The organism is Streptomyces sp. NPDC050549, assembly GCF_040655035.1.
Classification (GTDB): domain Bacteria; phylum Actinomycetota; class Actinomycetes; order Streptomycetales; family Streptomycetaceae; genus Streptomyces.
On record NZ_JBFAJD010000008.1, the window covers coordinates 230611 to 249033 of the forward strand.

General features: G+C 70.7%; 16 protein-coding genes and 2 pseudogenes. 9 read left to right on the forward strand and 9 right to left on the reverse strand.

What is annotated here, in order from left to right; genetic code table 11:
- Positions 1–2: 2 nt before the first annotated feature.
- The 3 genes from AB0I51_RS15070 to AB0I51_RS15080 are packed head-to-tail and all read right to left on the reverse strand — an operon-like array spanning position 3 to position 2399.
- Positions 3–389: a DUF742 domain-containing protein gene (locus AB0I51_RS15070; protein ID WP_019055714.1), complete on the reverse strand. Its 387-nt coding sequence runs from the start codon at positions 387–389 to the stop codon at positions 3–5.
- Positions 382–1209 (reverse strand): roadblock/LC7 domain-containing protein, encoded by an 828-nt coding sequence (locus AB0I51_RS15075; RefSeq protein ID WP_093628764.1) that lies wholly within the window; start codon positions 1207–1209, stop codon positions 382–384. The genes AB0I51_RS15070 and AB0I51_RS15075 overlap by 8 nt, the downstream gene beginning before the upstream one ends.
- Positions 1210–1229: 20 nt before the next feature.
- Positions 1230–2399 (reverse strand): ATP-binding protein, encoded by a 1170-nt coding sequence (locus AB0I51_RS15080; protein ID WP_362975062.1) that lies wholly within the window; start codon positions 2397–2399, stop codon positions 1230–1232.
- A gap of 767 nt (positions 2400–3166) precedes the next feature.
- Between AB0I51_RS15080 and AB0I51_RS15085 the strand changes: the two genes are divergently transcribed.
- Together AB0I51_RS15085 and AB0I51_RS15090 are read left to right on the forward strand one after the other, a co-directional pair.
- Positions 3167–3829: an RNA polymerase sigma factor gene (locus tag AB0I51_RS15085; RefSeq protein ID WP_362975064.1), complete on the forward strand. Its 663-nt coding sequence runs from the start codon at positions 3167–3169 to the stop codon at positions 3827–3829.
- Entirely contained in the window at positions 3829–4983 is a 1155-nt protein-coding gene (locus AB0I51_RS15090; protein ID WP_362975066.1) for a hypothetical protein, read from the forward strand. Before AB0I51_RS15085 ends, AB0I51_RS15090 begins: the two co-directional genes overlap by 1 nt.
- A 209-nt stretch (positions 4984–5192) precedes the next feature.
- Here AB0I51_RS15090 and AB0I51_RS15095 read toward each other — a convergent pair whose 3' ends face one another.
- Positions 5193–6008, reverse strand: a complete 816-nt coding sequence (locus tag AB0I51_RS15095; RefSeq protein ID WP_362975068.1) for a L,D-transpeptidase family protein — start codon at positions 6006–6008, stop codon at positions 5193–5195.
- A gap of 112 nt (positions 6009–6120) precedes the next feature.
- Between AB0I51_RS15095 and AB0I51_RS15100 the strand changes: the two genes are divergently transcribed.
- The 3 genes from AB0I51_RS15100 to leuE all read left to right on the forward strand — a co-directional run bounded on the left by AB0I51_RS15100 (position 6121) and on the right by leuE (position 9059).
- Positions 6121–7701, forward strand: coding sequence for a methylmalonyl-CoA mutase family protein (locus AB0I51_RS15100; RefSeq protein WP_362975070.1), 1581 nt, complete (start codon positions 6121–6123; stop codon positions 7699–7701).
- An 89-nt stretch (positions 7702–7790) separates the two neighbouring features.
- Complete coding sequence (locus AB0I51_RS15105; protein WP_362975072.1) at positions 7791–8372, forward strand: Uma2 family endonuclease; 582 nt, start codon at positions 7791–7793, stop codon at positions 8370–8372.
- Positions 8373–8402: 30 nt separating this feature from the next.
- Positions 8403–9059 carry a leucine efflux protein LeuE gene (gene leuE / locus AB0I51_RS15110; protein ID WP_362975074.1) on the forward strand — a complete coding sequence of 219 codons (657 nt, stop codon included), beginning with the start codon at positions 8403–8405 and terminating at the stop codon, positions 9057–9059.
- On the opposite strand, the pseudogene AB0I51_RS15115 reads toward leuE, so the two are convergent.
- Positions 9056–9313, reverse strand: a pseudogene (locus AB0I51_RS15115) (pentachlorophenol monooxygenase); the annotation flags it as partial. The gene leuE and the pseudogene AB0I51_RS15115 overlap by 4 nt on opposite strands.
- Between AB0I51_RS15115 and AB0I51_RS15120 the strand changes: the two are divergent.
- Positions 9294–9845: pseudogene (locus tag AB0I51_RS15120) on the forward strand (TetR/AcrR family transcriptional regulator C-terminal domain-containing protein); the annotation flags it as partial. The pseudogenes AB0I51_RS15115 and AB0I51_RS15120 sit on opposite strands and share 20 nt — an antisense overlap.
- Here AB0I51_RS15120 and AB0I51_RS15125 read toward each other — a convergent pair.
- From AB0I51_RS15125 to AB0I51_RS15140, 4 genes are all read right to left on the reverse strand, one after another.
- Positions 9832–10740, reverse strand: a complete 909-nt coding sequence (locus AB0I51_RS15125) for a class I SAM-dependent methyltransferase (RefSeq protein WP_362975076.1) — start codon at positions 10738–10740, stop codon at positions 9832–9834. The pseudogene AB0I51_RS15120 and the gene AB0I51_RS15125 overlap by 14 nt on opposite strands.
- A 146-nt stretch (positions 10741–10886) precedes the next feature.
- A complete protein-coding gene (locus tag AB0I51_RS15130) occupies positions 10887–12062 on the reverse strand; it encodes an acyltransferase (RefSeq protein ID WP_362975078.1) in 1176 nt (391 codons plus the stop codon).
- A gap of 220 nt (positions 12063–12282) precedes the next feature.
- Positions 12283–13620 (reverse strand): alpha-2,8-polysialyltransferase family protein, encoded by a 1338-nt coding sequence (locus AB0I51_RS15135; protein ID WP_362975080.1) that lies wholly within the window; start codon positions 13618–13620, stop codon positions 12283–12285.
- Entirely contained in the window at positions 13617–14594 is a 978-nt protein-coding gene (locus AB0I51_RS15140; protein ID WP_362975082.1) for a glycosyltransferase family 2 protein, read from the reverse strand. The genes AB0I51_RS15135 and AB0I51_RS15140 overlap by 4 nt, the downstream gene beginning before the upstream one ends.
- A 198-nt stretch (positions 14595–14792) precedes the next feature.
- Between AB0I51_RS15140 and AB0I51_RS15145 the strand changes: the two genes are divergently transcribed.
- The 3 genes from AB0I51_RS15145 to AB0I51_RS15155 are packed head-to-tail and all read left to right on the forward strand — an operon-like array spanning position 14793 to position 18417.
- Positions 14793–16130, forward strand: a complete 1338-nt coding sequence (locus tag AB0I51_RS15145; protein WP_362975084.1) for a DUF6716 putative glycosyltransferase — start codon at positions 14793–14795, stop codon at positions 16128–16130.
- 32 nt (positions 16131–16162) lie between these two features.
- Positions 16163–17464, forward strand: coding sequence for an N-acylneuraminate cytidylyltransferase (locus AB0I51_RS15150; protein WP_362975086.1), 1302 nt, complete (start codon positions 16163–16165; stop codon positions 17462–17464).
- Positions 17465–17478: 14 nt separating this feature from the next.
- Positions 17479–18417 carry an N-acetylneuraminate synthase family protein gene (locus AB0I51_RS15155; RefSeq protein ID WP_262056054.1) on the forward strand — a complete coding sequence of 313 codons (939 nt, stop codon included), beginning with the start codon at positions 17479–17481 and terminating at the stop codon, positions 18415–18417.
- Positions 18418–18423 lie beyond the last annotated feature (6 nt).

Consider the following 18423-nt stretch of genomic DNA (forward strand, 5'->3'; position numbering starts at 1 on the left):
GACTACGCTCCGGTTCGAATTCGCATCAGGCCGTCGAGCACGGCGGTCAGCAGGACGGGATCATGGCGTTCGGCATGGGGCACCGGATTGCGCACATGGATCAGGCCGTCCTCGGCCATCTGCGCCAGCAGGATGCGGACGATGCCCAGGGGCAGCCTGGTGTGGGCCGCGACCTCGGCGACCGAGAGGAAGCCGTCCGCGATCAGATCCATGACCGTGCGGGCTTCCGGGGCGAGCGTCCGGGCCGCCGCCACGGCACCGTCCTGGGCCGTGATGATCGTGGTGTGCTCGTACTCGCTCTCCCGCGGCAGCGCGCGACCCTGCGCGATGACGAAGAGTGGGACTAATGGGGCCGTCAGCTCCAGCTCGCCGTCCAGTTCGTCACTCATCGCCGGTCCTTCCTCCCCGGGCCGCCGACCCGGCGGTCAGCGCCGGCATCGTGTCGCCCAGACGTACGGTGAACTCCTCGATGTCACAGCCGTGTTCGGCGGCTGCCGCGAGGAAGGCTCCTTCGCCGGCCGCGATCAGGAACACCCAGCCGTGCTCGAACTCGATGACCGTCTGCATCCACTCGTCGTCCTGCTGCCCGCCCGCGAACGGCGCGGTCGCCCGGCTGTAGGCGTGGATGCCGGTCATGGCCGCAGAGATCGTGTCCGCGAGATTCCTGCCGATCCCCGAACTCGCCCCGCGCGGCAGACCGTCCGCGCCCAGCAGCAGCGCGTGCAGCGCGCCCGGCACCGACGCCACCGCCTTGTCCAGCTCCGCGAGCAGGAAGACCCCGCCGCCCCCGCCGTCCAGCTGTGCCCCGGCGCCGTCCCCGGGGTGGGCAACCTCACTTCCGGCCACCCGCGCCGGAACCGTGAGGTTGTTGCCCAGCCGGGAGACCAGCCGGTTCATCCGGAACGAGAGCTGCTCCATGTCGACGTCTGGCTCCGCGGCGGCGGCCAGGTAGGCACCCTGACCGGCCCCGATCAGGAACACCCAGCCGTGCTGGAACTCGATGACCGTCTGGATCCAGTTCCGGCTCGGGGCCAGTCCGGCGAAGTGGGCGGTGGCCCGGCTGAGCGACTGCATCCCCGCCATGGCCGCGGAGATGGTCCGCACGTCCTGGCCGGACAGGTCGTCCGTGGACCCGCGCGGGACACCGTCCGCGGACAGCACCACGGCGTGCCGTGCTCTGGGCACGTTGTCCACGATGTCCTGGACCATCCAGGACAGGTCAGCTGTACTCATGCGTTTTCGGACCCTCCGGGCGTCGGAATGTCGAAGGAGGCCGTGTCGCGCGCGGACTGCGTACCGCGCTGCAGGGCCGCCAGGCTGCCGGTGCCGCGCCGGGCACTGCGCCGGGGCGCCTGCTCCCCGCCGGTGGGGACACCGGCGGGCGAGATACGGGAACCACGCTTCGGCAGACCGCCCGCCGTACGCGCCGACCGTCCCGTCTCCATCGGCCGGATGGTGCTCACGGGCGCCTCGGTGGCCGGCGGCAGGGTCTCCTCCATGGTCCACAGCTCCTCGGGCAGTAGGACGACGGCCCGGACGCCGCCGTACCGGGAGACACCGGTGACATCCACCGTGAAGCCGTGCTGGCGGGCGATCAGACCGATGACGGGGAAACCGAACTTCGGCTGGGTGCCCAGCTGGGACAGCCGGGGAAGGCCCTCGCCGGACAGCAGCGCGCTGGCCCGCTGTCGGTCCTCGTCGCCCATGCCGACGCCGGCGTCGTCGATGACGATGCACAGGTTCTTCTGCGCCTGGCGGAAGGTGACCTCGATGGGGGCGTCCGCCTGGGAGAAACTGGCGGCGTTGTCGAGGAGTTCGGCGACGGCCAGGGCGACCGGCGCGACGGCCGAGGCCTTCAGCGCGATGCCGCTGGGCTGCATGATCTCGACCCGCTGGAAGTTGCGGATCTGGCTCTGGGCGCTGCGGACGACGTCGTAGACGCTGGCGGGCTGGTTGCGGCGGCCCAGCGGCGCGCCGCACATCACGGCGATGCCCTGTGCCTTGCGGGCCATCTGGGCGTTGGCGTGGGTGATGTCCATCAGGTCGGAGAGGACCGCGTGGCCGCCGTACTCGCGCTGGACCCCGTCCAGCAGCGTGGTCTGCTCGGCCGCGAGGCTCTGCAGGAAACGGGCTGCGCCCTTGAGGACCGACTTGGTGTTCTCCTCGGCGGCCTGCTCCGCCTCGCGGATGACTTCGTCCTGCTCGTCCCGCAGCGTGGTCAAGGCGGCCTGGGCGCGGTCGAGTTCACCCTGCGTGTACCGCAGCCGCGCCTCCAGCGCGGCCTCGGACTCCTTCTTCCTCCTCCCCAGGGCTCTGCTGCGGAGTACGAGCGCCACGACTGCGGCTACGGCTGTCACCGCTATCGCAACCAGGCACCAAAGAAGCACGTCTTGAGTCATGGAAACCTTTCCCGGCGCGTGGCACGCAGGCGTCATCGGGGGTACGCCTTGCAAGGATCCGCAACCCGTCCAGGGGACTGCATGACTGATCTACGCGGAGAGATGACCGCGCTCGGACTCGAGGCCTGAACAAAAGTGGATCAAGGTCGCAGACGGCGGAATGCTATCACCGTCAACCGGGCCCGCCGGAGGTCGCTCCATCGGGTTTCACGGAGTTAACACGCCTGCTGTGTAAGGGGTGTTGGCCGTACGGAGACACCGGGCTCCCCGGCGCCGCAGGCTGGGCCTCCGGGAGCGCCCGGCGCTGTCGGATTCCACCGAGTCGTTGTTCTCCCGAGGCGTCGGCGGGCGGCGACCGGATCGTTATCGGGTCGCGCTCCGAGAGGGCCTCCGCCGCGTCGGCGACGAGTGCCCATTCGTGTTGGTGGAAGAAGCCGGTCAGTGGCAGAAGCCGGCAGGGACGCCGGGACATATTCGCTCACCGGCGGACGACCGTGGCCGGATGCGGACGTCGTCGGGCCGGAGCGGCAGCCGTCGCGGCAACGGCCGGGGCCGCCACCCCCCACAGGAGAGGCCCCGGCCGTCGCGCGGCACGGGCCGCGCGGCGGCCCGTACTCTCTACAGCGTCAGGAGTGCGTTTTCTGTCACACCGCACGCCCGAAGCCGGTAGTTGCGGGTTGTACGGACATGGACGAGGAGCAGTTTCAGGTCGTAGCGTGCCTTTCGCGCCGGAGTGCGGCCGCGACCAACAAAATTCGAGGGACCACGTGCTGGGGGACGACGCGGAGCTGACCGCCGCGGTGCTTGCGGCACAGGACGGGGACGAGACCGCGTTCCGGACTGTGTACCGCACGGTGCACCCACGGCTGCTCGGATACGTACGGACGCTGGTCGGCGAACCCGACGCCGAGGACGTCGCGTCCGAGGCCTGGCTGCAGATCGCCCGTGACCTGGATCGTTTCAGCGGGGACGCGGACCGGTTCCGGGGGTGGGCGGCCCGGATCGCGCGAAACCGGGCCCTGGACCACATACGGATGCGTGGCCGCCGCCCCGCGATAGGCGGCGACGAGACCGAGCTGACCGGCCGCGCCGCCGAGTCCGACACGGCCGGCGAGGCCATCGAGGCGCTGGCCACCGACCGCACCCTCTCCCTCATCGCCCAACTGCCGCAGGACCAGGCCGAGGCCGTCGTCCTGCGCGTGGTGATGGGCCTCGACGCCAAGACCGCCGCGGAGACCCTCGGCAAGCGGCCCGGCGCCGTCCGCACGGCCGCGCACCGCGGTCTGAAACGGCTCGCGGAACTGCTCGGCGGCGACCCGGAATCGGCCGCGGCCCTGGACGCCCTGCCACCCCAGCGAGACCCGCGCGACCGCGCGGTGACGTCCGCCACTGTGACGCATACGCGCACGCGGACGCAGAAGGACATGTGATGGCCGACGAGCGCTCTGCTGTGCCGGGGGACGCCCCCCGGACCCCCGGCCGATGGCTGGACCGCGAAACCGCTGAACTCCTGCTGCGCGGCGAGTCCCTCGAAGCCGTCGACCCGGCCGCCCGCGACCAGGCCGAACGGCTCGCGAGGACCCTTGGCGCGCTGGCCGTGGAGCCCACCTCGGGCAAGACCGAACTCCCGGGCGAGGAAGCCGCGTTGGCAGCCTTCCGGGCGGCGCGCACCGGAAACGATGTCGAGCGGGCCGCCCCCGGCCGGCCCGCCCGCGCGCACTCCTCCGACGCCGGGCTCGTCCGGCTCGGGCGGCCCGTGGAGACCGTACGGGGACCGCGCCTGGGAAGGCCCGCTCGGTTCGGGCTGACCGCGGCGCTCGCGGTCGGTCTGGCCGGCGGGGTCGCGGCGGCGGTCGGCACGGGAGTCCTGCCGTCGCCGTTCGGCGACCCGGCGCCCGCCGCCTCCATCTCCGCCGCAGCGACCCCGGACCGCCCGCTGATCTCACCCCCGCCCAGCGGCACCTTCGGCCCTGGTACGCCCTCGGCGGGCGGCACCACGGCCGGCTCCGACGACTCCTTCGGCGAGGCGGTCGGCGGCGGCACGGACCGCACCCCCGCCGCCGGTTCCGGAAAGGACGGGGCCGCCCACTCGGGCAGTTGGTGGAGCGCCGTCACCTCGTCCTGCCGTGCCGTGCGCGACGGCAAGTCCCTGGACACCGGCCGCAAACGCACCCTGGAGGGCGCGGCGGGCGGTACCTCCCATGTGTGGACGTACTGCAAGGACCTGCTCATGAAGACCGGCGGCTCGGACGACCAGGGCAGCGGCGACGGCAGGACCGGTGGCTCGCAGGGCGGCGACCAGAGCGGTCCCGGCGGCAGCCAGGGCGACCAGAGCGGCAGCCAGGGCGGTGACGACGAGGGTAACGGGAACATCGCCCCGATCGCCCCGGGCAGCGGCGACGCGGGCAGTGGCAGTGGCAGTGGCGGGAGCGTCGGCGGGCACAAGGGCAACGGCGTGGTCGCCACTCCGCTCCCCTCCGCCTTCACCCCGCTCGCCCGGCGGACGCCGTCCGCCCCGGCTCCCTCGCACACCACGGGCAGCTCGCGGACGCCGGTGCCGGGCCCGACGTACAGCACCCTCTGACCTGCGACTTTGTGACGCGCGGAACTTTTTTCGCGCGGGGTGTGACGTTTTCGGACCCTGCGGCGCAGTACTGAGTGAGCCGACTGGTCATCGGCCGTCGCACAGAGCCGGAGGTTCCCCCCGTACCTACGGCTCGTGCACTCGGCGCGGGCGGGACACGTTCCCCCGGTCCCGCCCGCGCCCCTCACATCTCACCGATGAACAGCCACTCACCAGTAGACGACGACCTTGTCGCCGGTCCGCACCTGCGCGAACAGACTCGCGATCGCCGCCTCGTCCCGTACGTTGACGCAGCCGTGCGAGCCGCCCGCGTAACCCCGGGCCGAGAAGTCGTAGGAGTAGTGCACCGCCTGGCCGCCGCTGAAGAACATCGCGTACGGCATGGGGGAGTGGTAGAGCGTGGACACCCAGTTCCGGGCCTTCCAGTAGACGTGGAACACACCGTCCCGGGTCGGGGTGTACTGGGCGCCGAAGCGCACCGACATCGTCGACACGGTCCGCCCGTCGATCATCCAGCGCAGGGTGCGGGTCGTCTTGTCGATGCACAGCACCCGGCCGGTCAGACAGCGCGGGTCGGGTGCGCCGGCCGGCTGGCCGCCCATCAGGTACAGGTCCCACTTGCCCGGCTCGTGCGTCATCTTCACCAGCCGCTGCCAGGTGGCCTTGTCGGTCTCGCCGGTCTTCGGCAGCCCGCGCTTGCCCTGGAAGCCGGCGACGGCCTGCTCGGTGAGGTCGTCGTAGGTCCCGGTCGGCCCGTCGAAGAGCCAGTCGACCTGCCTTAGCCGGGCCTGCAACTCGCGCACCCCGGAGCCGCTGTCGCCGCGCGACCACAGCACGTTCGCGGCGGGCGTGGCGCCGGGCGTGCCCGGGGTGCTCGCCGTGGCCGAGGGACTGGCCCTGGCTCCCGGCAGTTCGATGCGCACCGGCAAGTGGTGCTTGCCGTCCGCGTCCGTGCCCTGCACCGTGCAGCCGCACACCGCCAGCAGCGCCGACAGGGCCGCCGTGGCGACGATCGCTCTCCCCATACCCGTAGTACGCATCGCGGACCCCCGCCGTCTCACCGGTGTCACCCGGACACGTACCCCCGGATGACGGGCCGCGAACGGCACGGCATCGTGGTGTCCGGAGGTGCACACCATGGTGCGCGAGTCGGAGTCAGGCCTGCCCGTCGAACCCGTCTACGGCCCCGGAGCGCTCGCCGGCTGGGACCCGGCCGAGCGGCTGGGCGAGCCGGGGGAGTACCCCTTCACGCGGGGCGTGTATCCGTCGATGTACACGGGCCGGCCGTGGACGATGCGGCAGTACGCCGGTTTCGGCACGGCCGCGGAGTCCAACGCCCGCTACCGGCAGCTGATCGCCCACGGCACCACGGGCCTGTCCGTCGCCTTCGACCTGCCCACCCAGATGGGCCACGACTCCGACGCGCCCCTCGCACACGGCGAGGTCGGCAAGGTGGGAGTGGCCGTCGACTCGATCGACGACATGCGGGTGCTGTTCCACGGCATCCCGCTGGACAAGGTGTCGACGTCGATGACGATCAACGCCCCCGCAGCTCTCCTCCTGCTGATGTACCAGCTGGTCGGCGAGGAACAGGGCGTGGCGGCAGGGCAGTTGACGGGCACGATCCAGAACGACGTACTGAAGGAGTACATCGCGCGCGGGACGTACATCTTCCCGCCCAAGCCGTCCCTGCGTCTGACGGCCGACATCTTCAAGTACTGCGGGGCCGAGATCCCGAAGTGGAACACGATCTCGATCTCCGGCTACCACATGGCGGAGGCCGGCGCCTCGCCCGCGCAGGAGATCGCCTTCACCCTCGCCGACGGCATCGAGTACGTCCGTACCGCGCTCGCGGCAGGTATGGACGTCGACGACTTCGCGCCCCGGCTGTCGTTCTTCTTCGTGGCCCGTACGACGCTGCTCGAAGAGGTCGCCAAGTTCCGTGCGGCGCGCCGGATCTGGGCCCGGGTGATGCGGGAGGAGTTCGGCGCGCGGAACCCGAAATCCCTGATGCTGCGCTTCCACACGCAGACCGCGGGTGTCCAACTCACCGCCCAGCAGCCGGAGGTGAACCTCGTCCGCGTCGCCGTCCAGGGCCTGGCCGCGGTGCTGGGCGGCACCCAGTCCCTGCACACGAACTCCTTCGACGAGGCGATCGCGCTGCCGACGGACAAGAGCGCCCGCCTCGCCCTGCGCACCCAGCAGGTCCTGGCGTACGAGACGGACGTGACCGCGACCGTGGACCCCTTCGCGGGTTCGTACGCCGTGGAGAGCATGACGGACGACGTGGAAGGGGCCGCCGTCGAACTGATGCGGCGGGTCGAGGAGTTGGGCGGCGCGGTCGGTGCCATCGAGCACGCCTTCCAGAAGGGCGAGATCGAGCGCAGCGCCTACCGCGTCGCCCAGGAGACCGACTCCGGCGAACGGGTCGTGGTCGGCGTCAACCGCTTCCGCCTCGACACGGAGGAACCGTACGAGCCCCTCCGTGTCGACCCGGCCATCGAGGCCCAGCAGGCGGAGCGGCTCGCGAGGATCCGCGCCGAACGCGACCGGAAGGCGGTGGACTCGGCGCTGGCCGCACTGCGGGAGGCGGCGGAGGGTACGGACAACGTGCTGTATCCGATGAAGGAGGCGCTGCGGGCGCGGGCGACGGTGGGGGAGGTGTGCGGGGCGCTGCGTGAGGTGTGGGGGGTGTATGTGCCGGTGGATGTGTTCTGAGCTGGGTGATTACTCCGTTGGGTGATCGGGGGAGGAAGCCGCACGTCACCGGTTACGCTCGTGGAGGGTGTTCCCCGAAGGAGGGTGCCGTGGCCGTGGTGCTGCACGAGTCGTCGCTTGCTGAAGCCGCCGACCGGCTGTGGGAGGAGCTGCCCGGACACCGGGTGGAGATCCTCAACGGGAGCATTGTTGTGACACCGCCGCCGGATGGCTCGCATCAGGAGACACTGACCTGGCTCGTCGAGGACTTTGCCGAGGCTGGGGCCGGACAGGCAGGGCTGAAGTACGTCCAAGGGATCGGGCTGTGGCTGCCCACGGGGCCCGACGACTATGCGGTGCCCGACTTTTCCGTCGTCGACGCCGATTTCAAGGACGCGCTCGTCGAGAAGAACTGCTGTGCGCCGCACGTCTTCCGCCTGGTGCTGGAAGTAACGTCCTCCAACTGGACCAACGACACGGCCACCAAGGTCGACATCTACGCGCGGGCCGGCATTCCCGTCTACGTCATCGCCGACCGCAGACACGACGAAGTCCTCCTCTACGCCAACCCGGCCGATGGCAAGTACCCCGACCCCGAGCGTCACAAGCGAGGCCAGAGCATCCCCGTCCCGGAGTCCGTAGGCGTCGCCCTGGACCTCTCCGTGGACGTCCTCCTCGACGGCGACGGCTGACTGTCGTAACCCCATGACACACTCGTTCCCATGTTCGGTGTCATAGACCTCCCCACCTACCTCGCCGGCCTGGTCCTGATCGTTCTGCTGCCCGGCCCCAACTCGCTGTACGTCCTCTCGGTCGCCGCCCGGCGCGGCACCCGGGCCGGGTACACGGCCGCCGCCGGTGTCTGGTGCGGGGACACCGTGCTGATGACGCTGTCCGCGGCCGGGGTCGCTTCGCTGTTGCAGGCCAATGCCGTGCTGTTCGGGATCGTGAAGTACGCGGGGGCCGGGTATCTGACCTGGCTCGCGTTCGGGATGCTGCGGGCCGCGTGGGCGATGTGGCGGACCCGGAAGGAGCGGGCGGCCACGGAGGCGGCTCCCGCCGCGGAGGCCGCCGACGAGCGGCCGTACCGGCGTGCCTTCGTCGTCAGTCTCTTCAACCCGAAGGCGATTCTGTTCTTCGTCGCCTTCTTCGTGCAGTTCGTCGACCCGGGGTACGCCTACCCCGCGCTGTCGTTCGTCGTGCTCGGCTTCTTCGCGCAGGTGGCGAGCTTCCTCTACCTCAGTGCGCTGATCTTCGGCGGGACCCGGCTGGCGACGGCCTTCCGCCGGCGCAGGCGGCTCGCGGCCGGGGCGACCTCGGCGGCGGGCGCGCTGTTCCTGGGCTTCGCGGTCAAGCTGTCACTGGCGAGTTCGGTCTAGTCGGTCCAGCGGAGGCCGAGACTGTCCCCGTACTCCGCGAGGCCGTCGTCCGTGGCGCCCGCCCAGCCGACGTAGCCGTCGGGGCGGACCAGGAAGAGGCCCGTGCCGTACGTCTCGACCGCGGGGCCCTCCACGACGGGGACCGAGGCGGGGACGGCAGCCGGGGGCTTTGTGTCCAGGGCCAGCAGGGTCCAGTGCGGGCCGCGGAAGGTGTCGAAGAGGCGGACGCCCTCGACCGTGCGGTCCGGGGCGCGGGTCAAGGCGCCCGCCCTCTACTGGCACTTCAAGGACAAGCAGGCGCTGCTCGACGAGATGGCGACCGAGATGTACCGGCGGATGGTCGCCGACGCCCCGCTCGCTCGCGAGGACACCTGGCAGGAGCGGCTGCTGAAGTCCAACCAGGGTCTGCGCGCCGCGCTGCTCGGCTACCGCGACGGCGCCAAGGTCTTCAGCGGCTCACGCTTCACCGGCACCCTGCACGCGGTGCAGATGGAGGACACCCTGCGGCTGTTCACGGAGGCCGGCTTCACCCTCGCCCAGGCGGTCCGCGCGACCTCGACGTCGTACCTCTACACGATCGGTTTCGTCAGCGAGGAACAGGGCGTGCAGCCACTGCCGGACGAGCGCCGCGAGGGCTACGACATGGACGAACGCGCCCGCCTGATGGCCGACTTCCCCCTGTCGGCCGCGGCGGGCGCGGAGATCTTCCAGGACTACGGCCGGCACTTCGAGGAAGGGCTCGACCTGGTGATCGCGGGCATCGAGGCCCGGTTCAGGACCGGCTGAGGCCGTTGCGGATCGCGCGGGTGAGGATCGGCGGGAGGACGTCGGCCGCGAGCCGGCGGGCGCGGACCGTGCCACGGCGGCGGAGCGGGGCCGCGGCCGTCGACTGTCCCGGCGCGGCCTTCTCCGCGCGGTGCGCGAACCGGGACGGCGGGAAGGGCGGGGCCTGCATGCCCTTCTTGGACTTCAGGCGGACGATGCGGTGCCCCGCGGCCTGCTGGATGCTGAGGTGGCAGTCCTCGCGCCCGCGCACCATCGCCAGCAGCTCGTCCTGGACGGGTCCCGGGTCCTCCCAGGTGCCGTAGAGCTTCTGCGTGCTCAGGCAGATCGGGCGCAGGCCCCTGGTGAGCACCGCCTCCCAGACCGCCACGGAGACGCCGGGCGTGTGCTCCGAGCGGAAGTCGTCCAGGACCACGATCCCGCCGGGCCGCAGCGCCTCGCGGGCCGCGCCGATGTCGTCGCGGACGTGCTCGTACAGGTGCGAGGCGTCGATGTGGACGAAGCGGCAGCTGGCCGGGGCGACCTCGCCCGGCACGATGCTGCTGGGGCCCTTCAGGACCCGGGGCAGGGTGTCGTGGAAGGCGAGGTAGTTCTCCTCGAAGACCTGCTGGGTGAGCGCGCTGTACGACTTCGTCGACTCGGCCTGGTTGGCGTCGTCCAGGGCGTCGCCCTCGAAGAGGTCGCAGACCGTGAAGTTCTCACCGTCCCGGCCGTGCCGGCCGAGACGGATCGCGCTCTTCCCCATGTACACCCCGACTTCCAGCAGATCGCCGCGCGTTCCCGTGGCCTTCTGCCGGTCCAGGAACCATTCGAAGAGCAGCTGGTCGAGAACGGGAAACCAGCCGGGAACGTCGTCGAGCCGGCGGGGCGGTCGTATCGTGCCTGGTACGAGGGCCATCGTGGAGAACACTCCCTGGTACGGACAGGCTCGCCTGTTTGAGCCCGTGCGGGACTCCTCAGCATCTGCCCATCGCCGGCCGGCCAAACGGGCGCGGAGATGAATGACAGGCCAATTCCTGTGCGGCACCTGTGCGCGGGAGTCCGTCAGTTGCGCGGCGTCGACAGCAGGGCCCGCAGCCGGGGGGTCAGCCGGTTCTCGACCACGCGGTTCAGTGCGTATGCCAGTAGCAGCATGGTCAGGACGGTGAGCACGATCGTCGCGTACGACGGGATGCCCAGGGTCCGGTGGTAGGCCTTGATGACGACCCAGCCCAGGTGTTCGTGGACGAGGTAGAAGGGGTACGTCAGCGCGCCCGCGACCGTCAGCCAGCGCCAGTTCGCCCAGCGCAGCCAGCCCAGCGCGATCGCGGCGACGGCGACGTAGCCGAAGGTGACGACCAGGATGATGCCCCAAGCGGAACGGTTGGAGAAGGCCGTGTCGCTGGGCGCGTGCCACAGCTTGGCCACCGCGTAGTGCTGGCCGATCAGCCAGCTGACGGCGACGATGCCCCACGCGTAGGCGTCCTTGCGGTCGCGGTGCACGAGGTAGAGGCCGACGCCGCCGATGAAGTACGGCGCGTACTCGGGCATCAGGACGATGTCGAGCAGCGGCGACTTGGCGCCCTGCGTGATCGCCGCGGCCAGCGTCCAGCCGGCGCAGAACATGATCACGCGCCGCCGGTTGGCGCCGGGCAGTACCACGCACAGGGCGAACAGCGCGTAGAAGCGGATCTCCGCCCACAGCGTCCAGCACACGCCGAGCACCCGGTCGACGCCCAACGGCATCTGCAGCATGGTCAGGTTGACCAGGACGTCGCTCGGCGTGCCGGCCTTGTACGCCACCATCGGCAGCGCGAAGACGCCGGTGACGATGAGGATCGCCGCCCAGTACGCGGGCAGCAGCCGGGAGGCGCGGGAGGCGAAGAAGGAGCGCAGCGGGCGGCCCCAGCCGCTCATGCAGATGACGAAACCGCTGATCACGAAGAACACCTGCACGCCGAGGCAGCCGTACGAGAACAGCGTGTGCAGCGTGGGGAACTGGTGCCTGGGCGAGGTGCCCCACGCCTGGACGACGTCGCCGTCCCGGCCGCCGTAGTGATAGGCCGCCACCATCAGCGCGGCGACCAGGCGCAGCCCGTCCAGGGCGCGCAGTCGGGTCTCCCGGCGCTTGGGCGGCTGCGGCGGCTCGGGCGGGGGAGCCGCGTCGGCGGTCGGCGGCAGGACGGCGCGGACCACGGTGCCCGTCGGGTTCTCCCGGGTGTCCGCGGGCGTGTCGATCACAGGTTTCCCCTCGATGGGACTTGGCTCGGTCTCAGCACACTAGAACGACATCCGGCCGGGTCTACGCTCTCGCCGCGACCCTTCGCCACCCTGTCCACGCCCGTTCATCCAGGTTTTGCTTCCGTGTCCCCAACCTTGTGGGGCCACCGCAACAACCCGCGTGTAAGGCGGCGGGCCGGCCCCTGGGGGGCCGACCCGCCGGTCTGTCGTACGCCCCGCGTCAGCGGCTCACGGTCCGCTTGAGCAGGCGGGCCCGCCGGGCGACCCGGCGTACGGTCGCGTTGCGCGGGATGAACGCGAGCTGGGCCGGTACCGCGCCGGGCAGTGCCAGCGAGGTGAGGCGCTTGCGCTTGAAGTAGCGCCAGCTGTGCCCGTCGAGCCGCCGCGTCAGATACGCCTCGGCGGCCGGGCGCAGGTTCGGGTAGATCTTCGGCTGCATCGCGTAACCGACCGCCCGGACAAGCTCGTTGAGCACCGCCAGGGCCATGCCCTCGCGCTGCTCGGTGACCGCCGCACGGTCCGTCAGCTCGGGCACCAGCGCGTCGACGACCGTCACCGGCACCCGGTTGCTGTTCTCGTACGGCGTCAGCCGGTCCAGCAGCGTCGACGTGCCGGTGCGGGCGACCGGCAGGCCGTAGAGCGCGCTCGCGGTGAGCAGGGCGGTGGAGAAGCAGCCGACGACCAGGACGGGCCGCAGCCGCTGGTAGAGGACCTCGGCGAGGACCGGGGTGTCGAGGACCGTGAGCTCGGCGCCGAGCTTCTCCGCCTCCTGCTCCAGCGCGCGCGACCAGCGGGCCGGCGCCGAGGGGTGCGGCTTGAACACCACCCGCGTGTGGCCGAGTTGGACCACGCCCTTGAGCATCCGGACGTGCAGGTCCTCCTCCTCCTCGGCGGTGAGGATGTCGAGCGCGGAGAGGTACTGGCCGAGCAGCAGGGCGGGTTCGTCCGGCAGCGGGGGCAACTCGTCGGCGGTGTCGCCGAGTTCGGCCAGCACCTTGACGAAGGCGTCGGTCGGGACGATCTCCGGCCCGACGCCGAACTCGGTGAGCAGCAGCGGGGTGAGGCCCGGGACCAGGTCCAGGTGGAGCAGCCGGTCCACCCGGGTGCCGACCAGCGGGTCGATCTTGTTGCGGGTCGGGCCGTAGCTCATCAGGCCGTCGGCGTAGACGGTGACGGGGGCGCCGGTGAAGATCTGGCAGAAGCCGAGCGCGGGGTTGACCTGGATCGACTCGACGACCAGCTCCACCTCGTCGTCGCCGAGGTTCCACAGGAGGCGCAGATGCCGCTCCCACAGCGGTACGTCGTCGAGGCGGGGGGACCAGCCGCCGGGGTGGAAGGGGGAGATGGTCTCGTTCCACGACAGCACGTCGTCGAAGCGTTCCCGCAGCCGCCCGAAGCCGGGGGCCTCGTCGAGGCCGGGTGTGGTCTCGGGGGTCGCCGAGTTGTTGCAGACCAGGAGGATGCGCCGGTCGGCGGGGCGGAAACAGTCGGAGTCGAGGGCGGCGGCCAGCGTGGCGGTGCCGTACAGCGTCGACGCCAGGAAGATCTGAGTGGTCACGCGGCGGCCCCCGCGGCGGCGGGACGGCGGCGCAGTCGGCGCAGCCTCGTCGCGCGCTGGATGTCCATGGAGTCGAGCGCCTCGTCCACCACGTCCTGTGGCATGCGTCGCAGGGCGACGGCGCTCATCGACTTCAGTTTTCTCGCCACCGCCGGCTCGAACCTTTCGATGGATCCCAGATGATGGGAAATGATTGCGCAATATGTACGGACGGCCTTGGGGAGCAGTTTGTCCGCGTCCCGGTCCTGTGCGGTTTCCTCGATGACCTGGTCGAAAGCGCGAATGAAATCGAGTTGGCGGACATCCCCGATCTGAGTGAGGGAGGAGGCGACCCCGCGCCGGTAGAACACGCCGAGCAGGCTCACCGCGGCGAAGGATTCCGCCTCCCGGTGCAGCTTCCAGATCCACGGCCGGTCCTCGGCCGTGCGCAGCCCGTCGGTGAAGTGGAGCAGGCCGCGGTCGACCAGCCGGCGGTGGTAGACGCCCGCCCAGGCGTAGGCGTAGTCGACGGAGGTGGACCGGTCGGCGGGCAGGATCGCCTCGCGCGGATTCATCACGACCCCGCGCCTGCCGTGCGGCATCCGCTGGACGGTGCGGGCCCGCGCGGTGCACTGGACATGGTCCGTGCGCACGAAGTCGCAGTCCAACTCCTCGATGGCGTCCACCAGTTGGAGGAAGTAGCCGGGGGCGAGCCAGTCGTCCCCGTCGAGGAACGTCAGATACTCCCCCCGGGCCTTGTCGATCCCGGTGTTGCGCGCGGTCGCCAGTCCTCCGTTCTTCTCGTGTCGGACATGCACCGCGCCTGGCAACTCGCGCTCCGCGCGCGCGAGAATGTCGGGTGTCCCGTCGCGCGAACAGTCGTCGACGAGAATGAATTCGAAGTCCGAGCGCGCGTTCGCCCGCAGGCTCCTGAGCGTGTCGGGCGCGTATTGCTGCACGTTGTAGAACGGCACGATGACGGAGAGCTTGACCACGCAGACGACGTTAGGCGGCGGCCCGCCATCCGTCTTTACCTTCACCTTGATATTGGATGAACGGCGCGTGGCGAACCTATGAAGCGGTCAGGATTTCGCGCCCGGGGCGCCCTGATTCGCCATTCGGCGGTGTGCTGTTAACCGTCTGTTGCCTTCGGGTTGGGCCGATCAACGGAATGCCTTCCTAGCGTCTTCGGTGTGCCAGCAAGTGCAACGCAGACCCTGCGAGTCGCCGTTCTCGCGGATTCCGACACCCGGTGGAAATGGGGTTCGCTCACCGCGAACCGCATCGCTCCGCCGAATTCGGACATCTCTTTGGACGGATACCTCCTGCGGGGTCGTGCCACCCCAACAGCCCGCCAGCTGAAGGAAGTCGGCGTCACCGCGGACTCCCTCCGCGAGGTGACCGCCGTCGAGTTCCTGCGCGCCATGCAGCGAGGCCCCGAGGACCAGTACGACATCCTCGTCCTCTCCCTCGTGGGCGGCGGGGTCCAGGCGATGCTGCACGGACTGGCACGGGCCTGGCACGGACGCACCGAGCGGCCCGTCGTCGTCACCGGCTATGTCGGAGTCGTCTACGAGAAGCTCGCCGACGGCCTGCTGCTGCGGCACGGCGCGGACCTCGTCCTCGCCAACTCCCGCCAGGACGCGGACCGTTTCCGTGAGGTCTACGACGGGGTCGGCGCCGACTCCTCGGCGGTGACCGAGGTCGCCCTGCCGTTCCTCGGCGGGGACGCGTACACCGGCGAACACGACCCGTACACGGTGGTCTTCGCGGTGCAGCCCTCCGTGCCCGACAACCGCAGGGACCGCAACTACCTGCTCGACAGGGCGATCCGGCACGCACGGTTCCACCCGAACCGCGAGATCCTCCTCAAGCTGCGCTCCAAGCCCGGCGAACACACCACGCACATCGAGGAGTTGCCCTACCAGAAGCTGGTCCAGGGCAAGGACCTCCCCGCCAACTTCCGCCTGGTGTACGGGCACATGGGCGAGGTGCTCGACCGCACCGACCTCCTGGTGACCATCAGCTCGACGGCCGCCCTGGAGTCCCTGCACCGCCGCATCCCCACCGTCGTGCTGACCGACCTCGGCATCCGCGAAGGGCTCGGCAACCACCACTTCGTGGGCTCCGGGTGCCTCGCCTCCTGGGAGCAGCTCGACGCCGGGTACAAGCCGGTGCCCAACGCGGAGTGGGTGGCCCGGCAGGGGGTCATGGCTGGGGGTCCCCCCTCTGGGGGAGGGTCGTACGAGACGGCCTTCGATGCGGCCCGGGAGCGCATCGCCAAGCTGCTGGCCGGCGACGGGATGCCCGCCCTCGCCCCGTACTACACACCCGAGACAGCCCCCGGTTATCTGCCCGGCATCCTCGCCCGCCACCACCTCGGCCCGGACGGCACCCCGCTGCCAGGCGCCCCCGCCGCCGACAAGGAGCCGGGCCCCGTCCGGCAGATCGTGCGCCGGGCCGCACGCGGCGCCTACCGCCACGGCGTGCAGCGCGTGGCACCCGTCATCCGCCGGATGGGGGAGCTGTGAACGCCGACAGTCCCGCTCAAGGAGTAGAGCCCATGTCCAACCCGCAAGCGGGCCAAGGCGCTTCGGTGCGCCGGGTGCTCGCGGTGATCCCCGCGCGCGGCGGCTCGAAGGGCGTCCCCGCCAAGAACCTCGCCCCCGTCGGCGGAGTGCCGCTGGTGGCCCGCGCCGTCCGCGAGTGCCGCGCCTCGCGGCTGGTGACGGACGTGGTCGTCTCCACCGACGACCAGGCCATCGCCGCCGCCGCCCGCCAGGCCGGCGCCGAGGTCGTGCTGCGCCCCGCCGCCATCGCCGGTGACACGGCGACCTCCGAGGCCGCCGTCCTGCACGCGATGGACGCCCACGAGGCGCTGCACGGCGCGGCCGTCGACGTGGTCCTGCTCGTGCAGTGCACCAGCCCCTTCATCGTCCGCGAGGACGTCGACGGCATCGTGAACGCGATCGTCGCGAACGGCGCCGACACCGCCCACACCGTGGCCCCCTTCCACGGCTTCGTGTGGCGCGACGCCGACGACGAGGCGACCCCGGTCGTCGAGCCGGCGCGGACAGACGAGGTCGGTGGGACCACGAAGGTCGCCAACCCGCCCGTCACCAGCGGCGGTTACGGCGTCAACCACGACAAGTCCTTCCGCCCGCGCCGCCAGGACCGCCCCCAGGACTTCCTGGAGACCGGCGCCGTCTACGGCATGGACGCGGCCGGGTTCCGCAAGGTCGGCCACCGCTTCTTCGGCCGCACGGAACTCGTACGGACCGACCCCGCCCGGGTGTTGGAGATCGACGATCCCCACGAGCTGGCCAGGGCAAGGGCGTTGGCCCCGCTGTTCGACGCGGACCGCCCCGGTTCGCTCCCGACCGCCGACGACATCGACGCGGTCGTACTCGACTTCGACGGCACCCAGACCGACGACAGGGTGCTGATCGATTCCGAAGGACGGGAGTTCGTCTCCGTGCACCGCGGAGACGGCCTCGGCATCGCGGCCCTGCGCAGGACCGGCCTGAAGATGCTGATCCTGTCCTCGGAGCAGAACCCGGTCGTCGCCGCCCGGGCCCGGAAGCTCCAGCTCCCGGTCCTGCACGGCATCGACCGGAAGGACCTCGCACTGAAGCAGTGGTGCGAGGAGCAGGGCATCGCGCCGGAGCGCGTGCTCTACGTCGGCAACGACGTCAACGACCTCCCGTGCTTCGCCCTCGTGGGCTGGCCCGTGGCGGTCGCGAGCGCCCACGACGTCGTACGCGGCGCCGCACGCGCGGTCACCACCGTGCCCGGTGGCGACGGCGCTGTCCGAGAGATCGCCAGCTGGATCCTCGGCCCCTCTCTCGATTCCCTCACCAAGTAAGGAAACCCGCTGTCATGAGCAACAACTCCCGTCTGCGCCAGTTCGGTTCGAAGACCGCCGGCCCCGGCCACCCCGTCTACGTCGTCGGCGAGATCGGCATCAACCACAACGGTGAGCTGGAGAACGCCTTCAAGCTGATCGACGCCGCCGCCGAAGCCGGCTGCGATGCCGTCAAGTTCCAGAAGCGCACCCCGGAGATCTGCACCCCGCGCGACCAGTGGGACATCGAGCGCGACACCCCCTGGGGCCGCATGACCTACATCGACTACCGCCACCGCGTTGAGTTCGGCGAGGACGAGTACCGCCAGATCGACGACTACGCCAAGAGCAAGAACATCGACTGGTTCGCCTCCCCGTGGGACACCGAGGCCGTCGCCTTCCTGGAGAAGTTCGACGTCCCGGCCCACAAGGTCGCCTCCGCCTCCCTCACGGACGACGAGCTCCTGCGCTCCCTCCGCGCGACCGGCCGTACGGTCATCCTCTCCACCGGCATGTCGACGCCGAAGCAGATCCGCCACGCGGTCGAGGTCCTCGGCTCGGACAACATCCTGATGTGCCACGCCACTTCGACGTACCCGGCGCAGGCCGAGGAGCTCAACCTCCGCGTCATCAACACCCTCCAGGCCGAGTACCCCAACGTCCCGATCGGCTACTCCGGCCACGAGACGGGCCTGCAGACCACCCTCGCCGCGGTCGCCCTCGGCGCCACCTTCGTCGAGCGCCACATCACCCTCGACCGCGCCATGTGGGGCTCGGACCAGGCCGCCTCCGTCGAGCCGCAGGGCCTGACCCGCCTCGTCCGCGACATCCGCACCATCGAGGCCTCCCTCGGCGACGGCGTCAAGAAGGTCTACGACTCGGAGCTCGGCCCGATGAAGAAGCTGCGCCGCGTCAACGGCGTGGTCGCCGAGGCGGAGATCGCCGCGGCGGCGGGCGAGCCGGTCTCGGTCTGAGTCTGA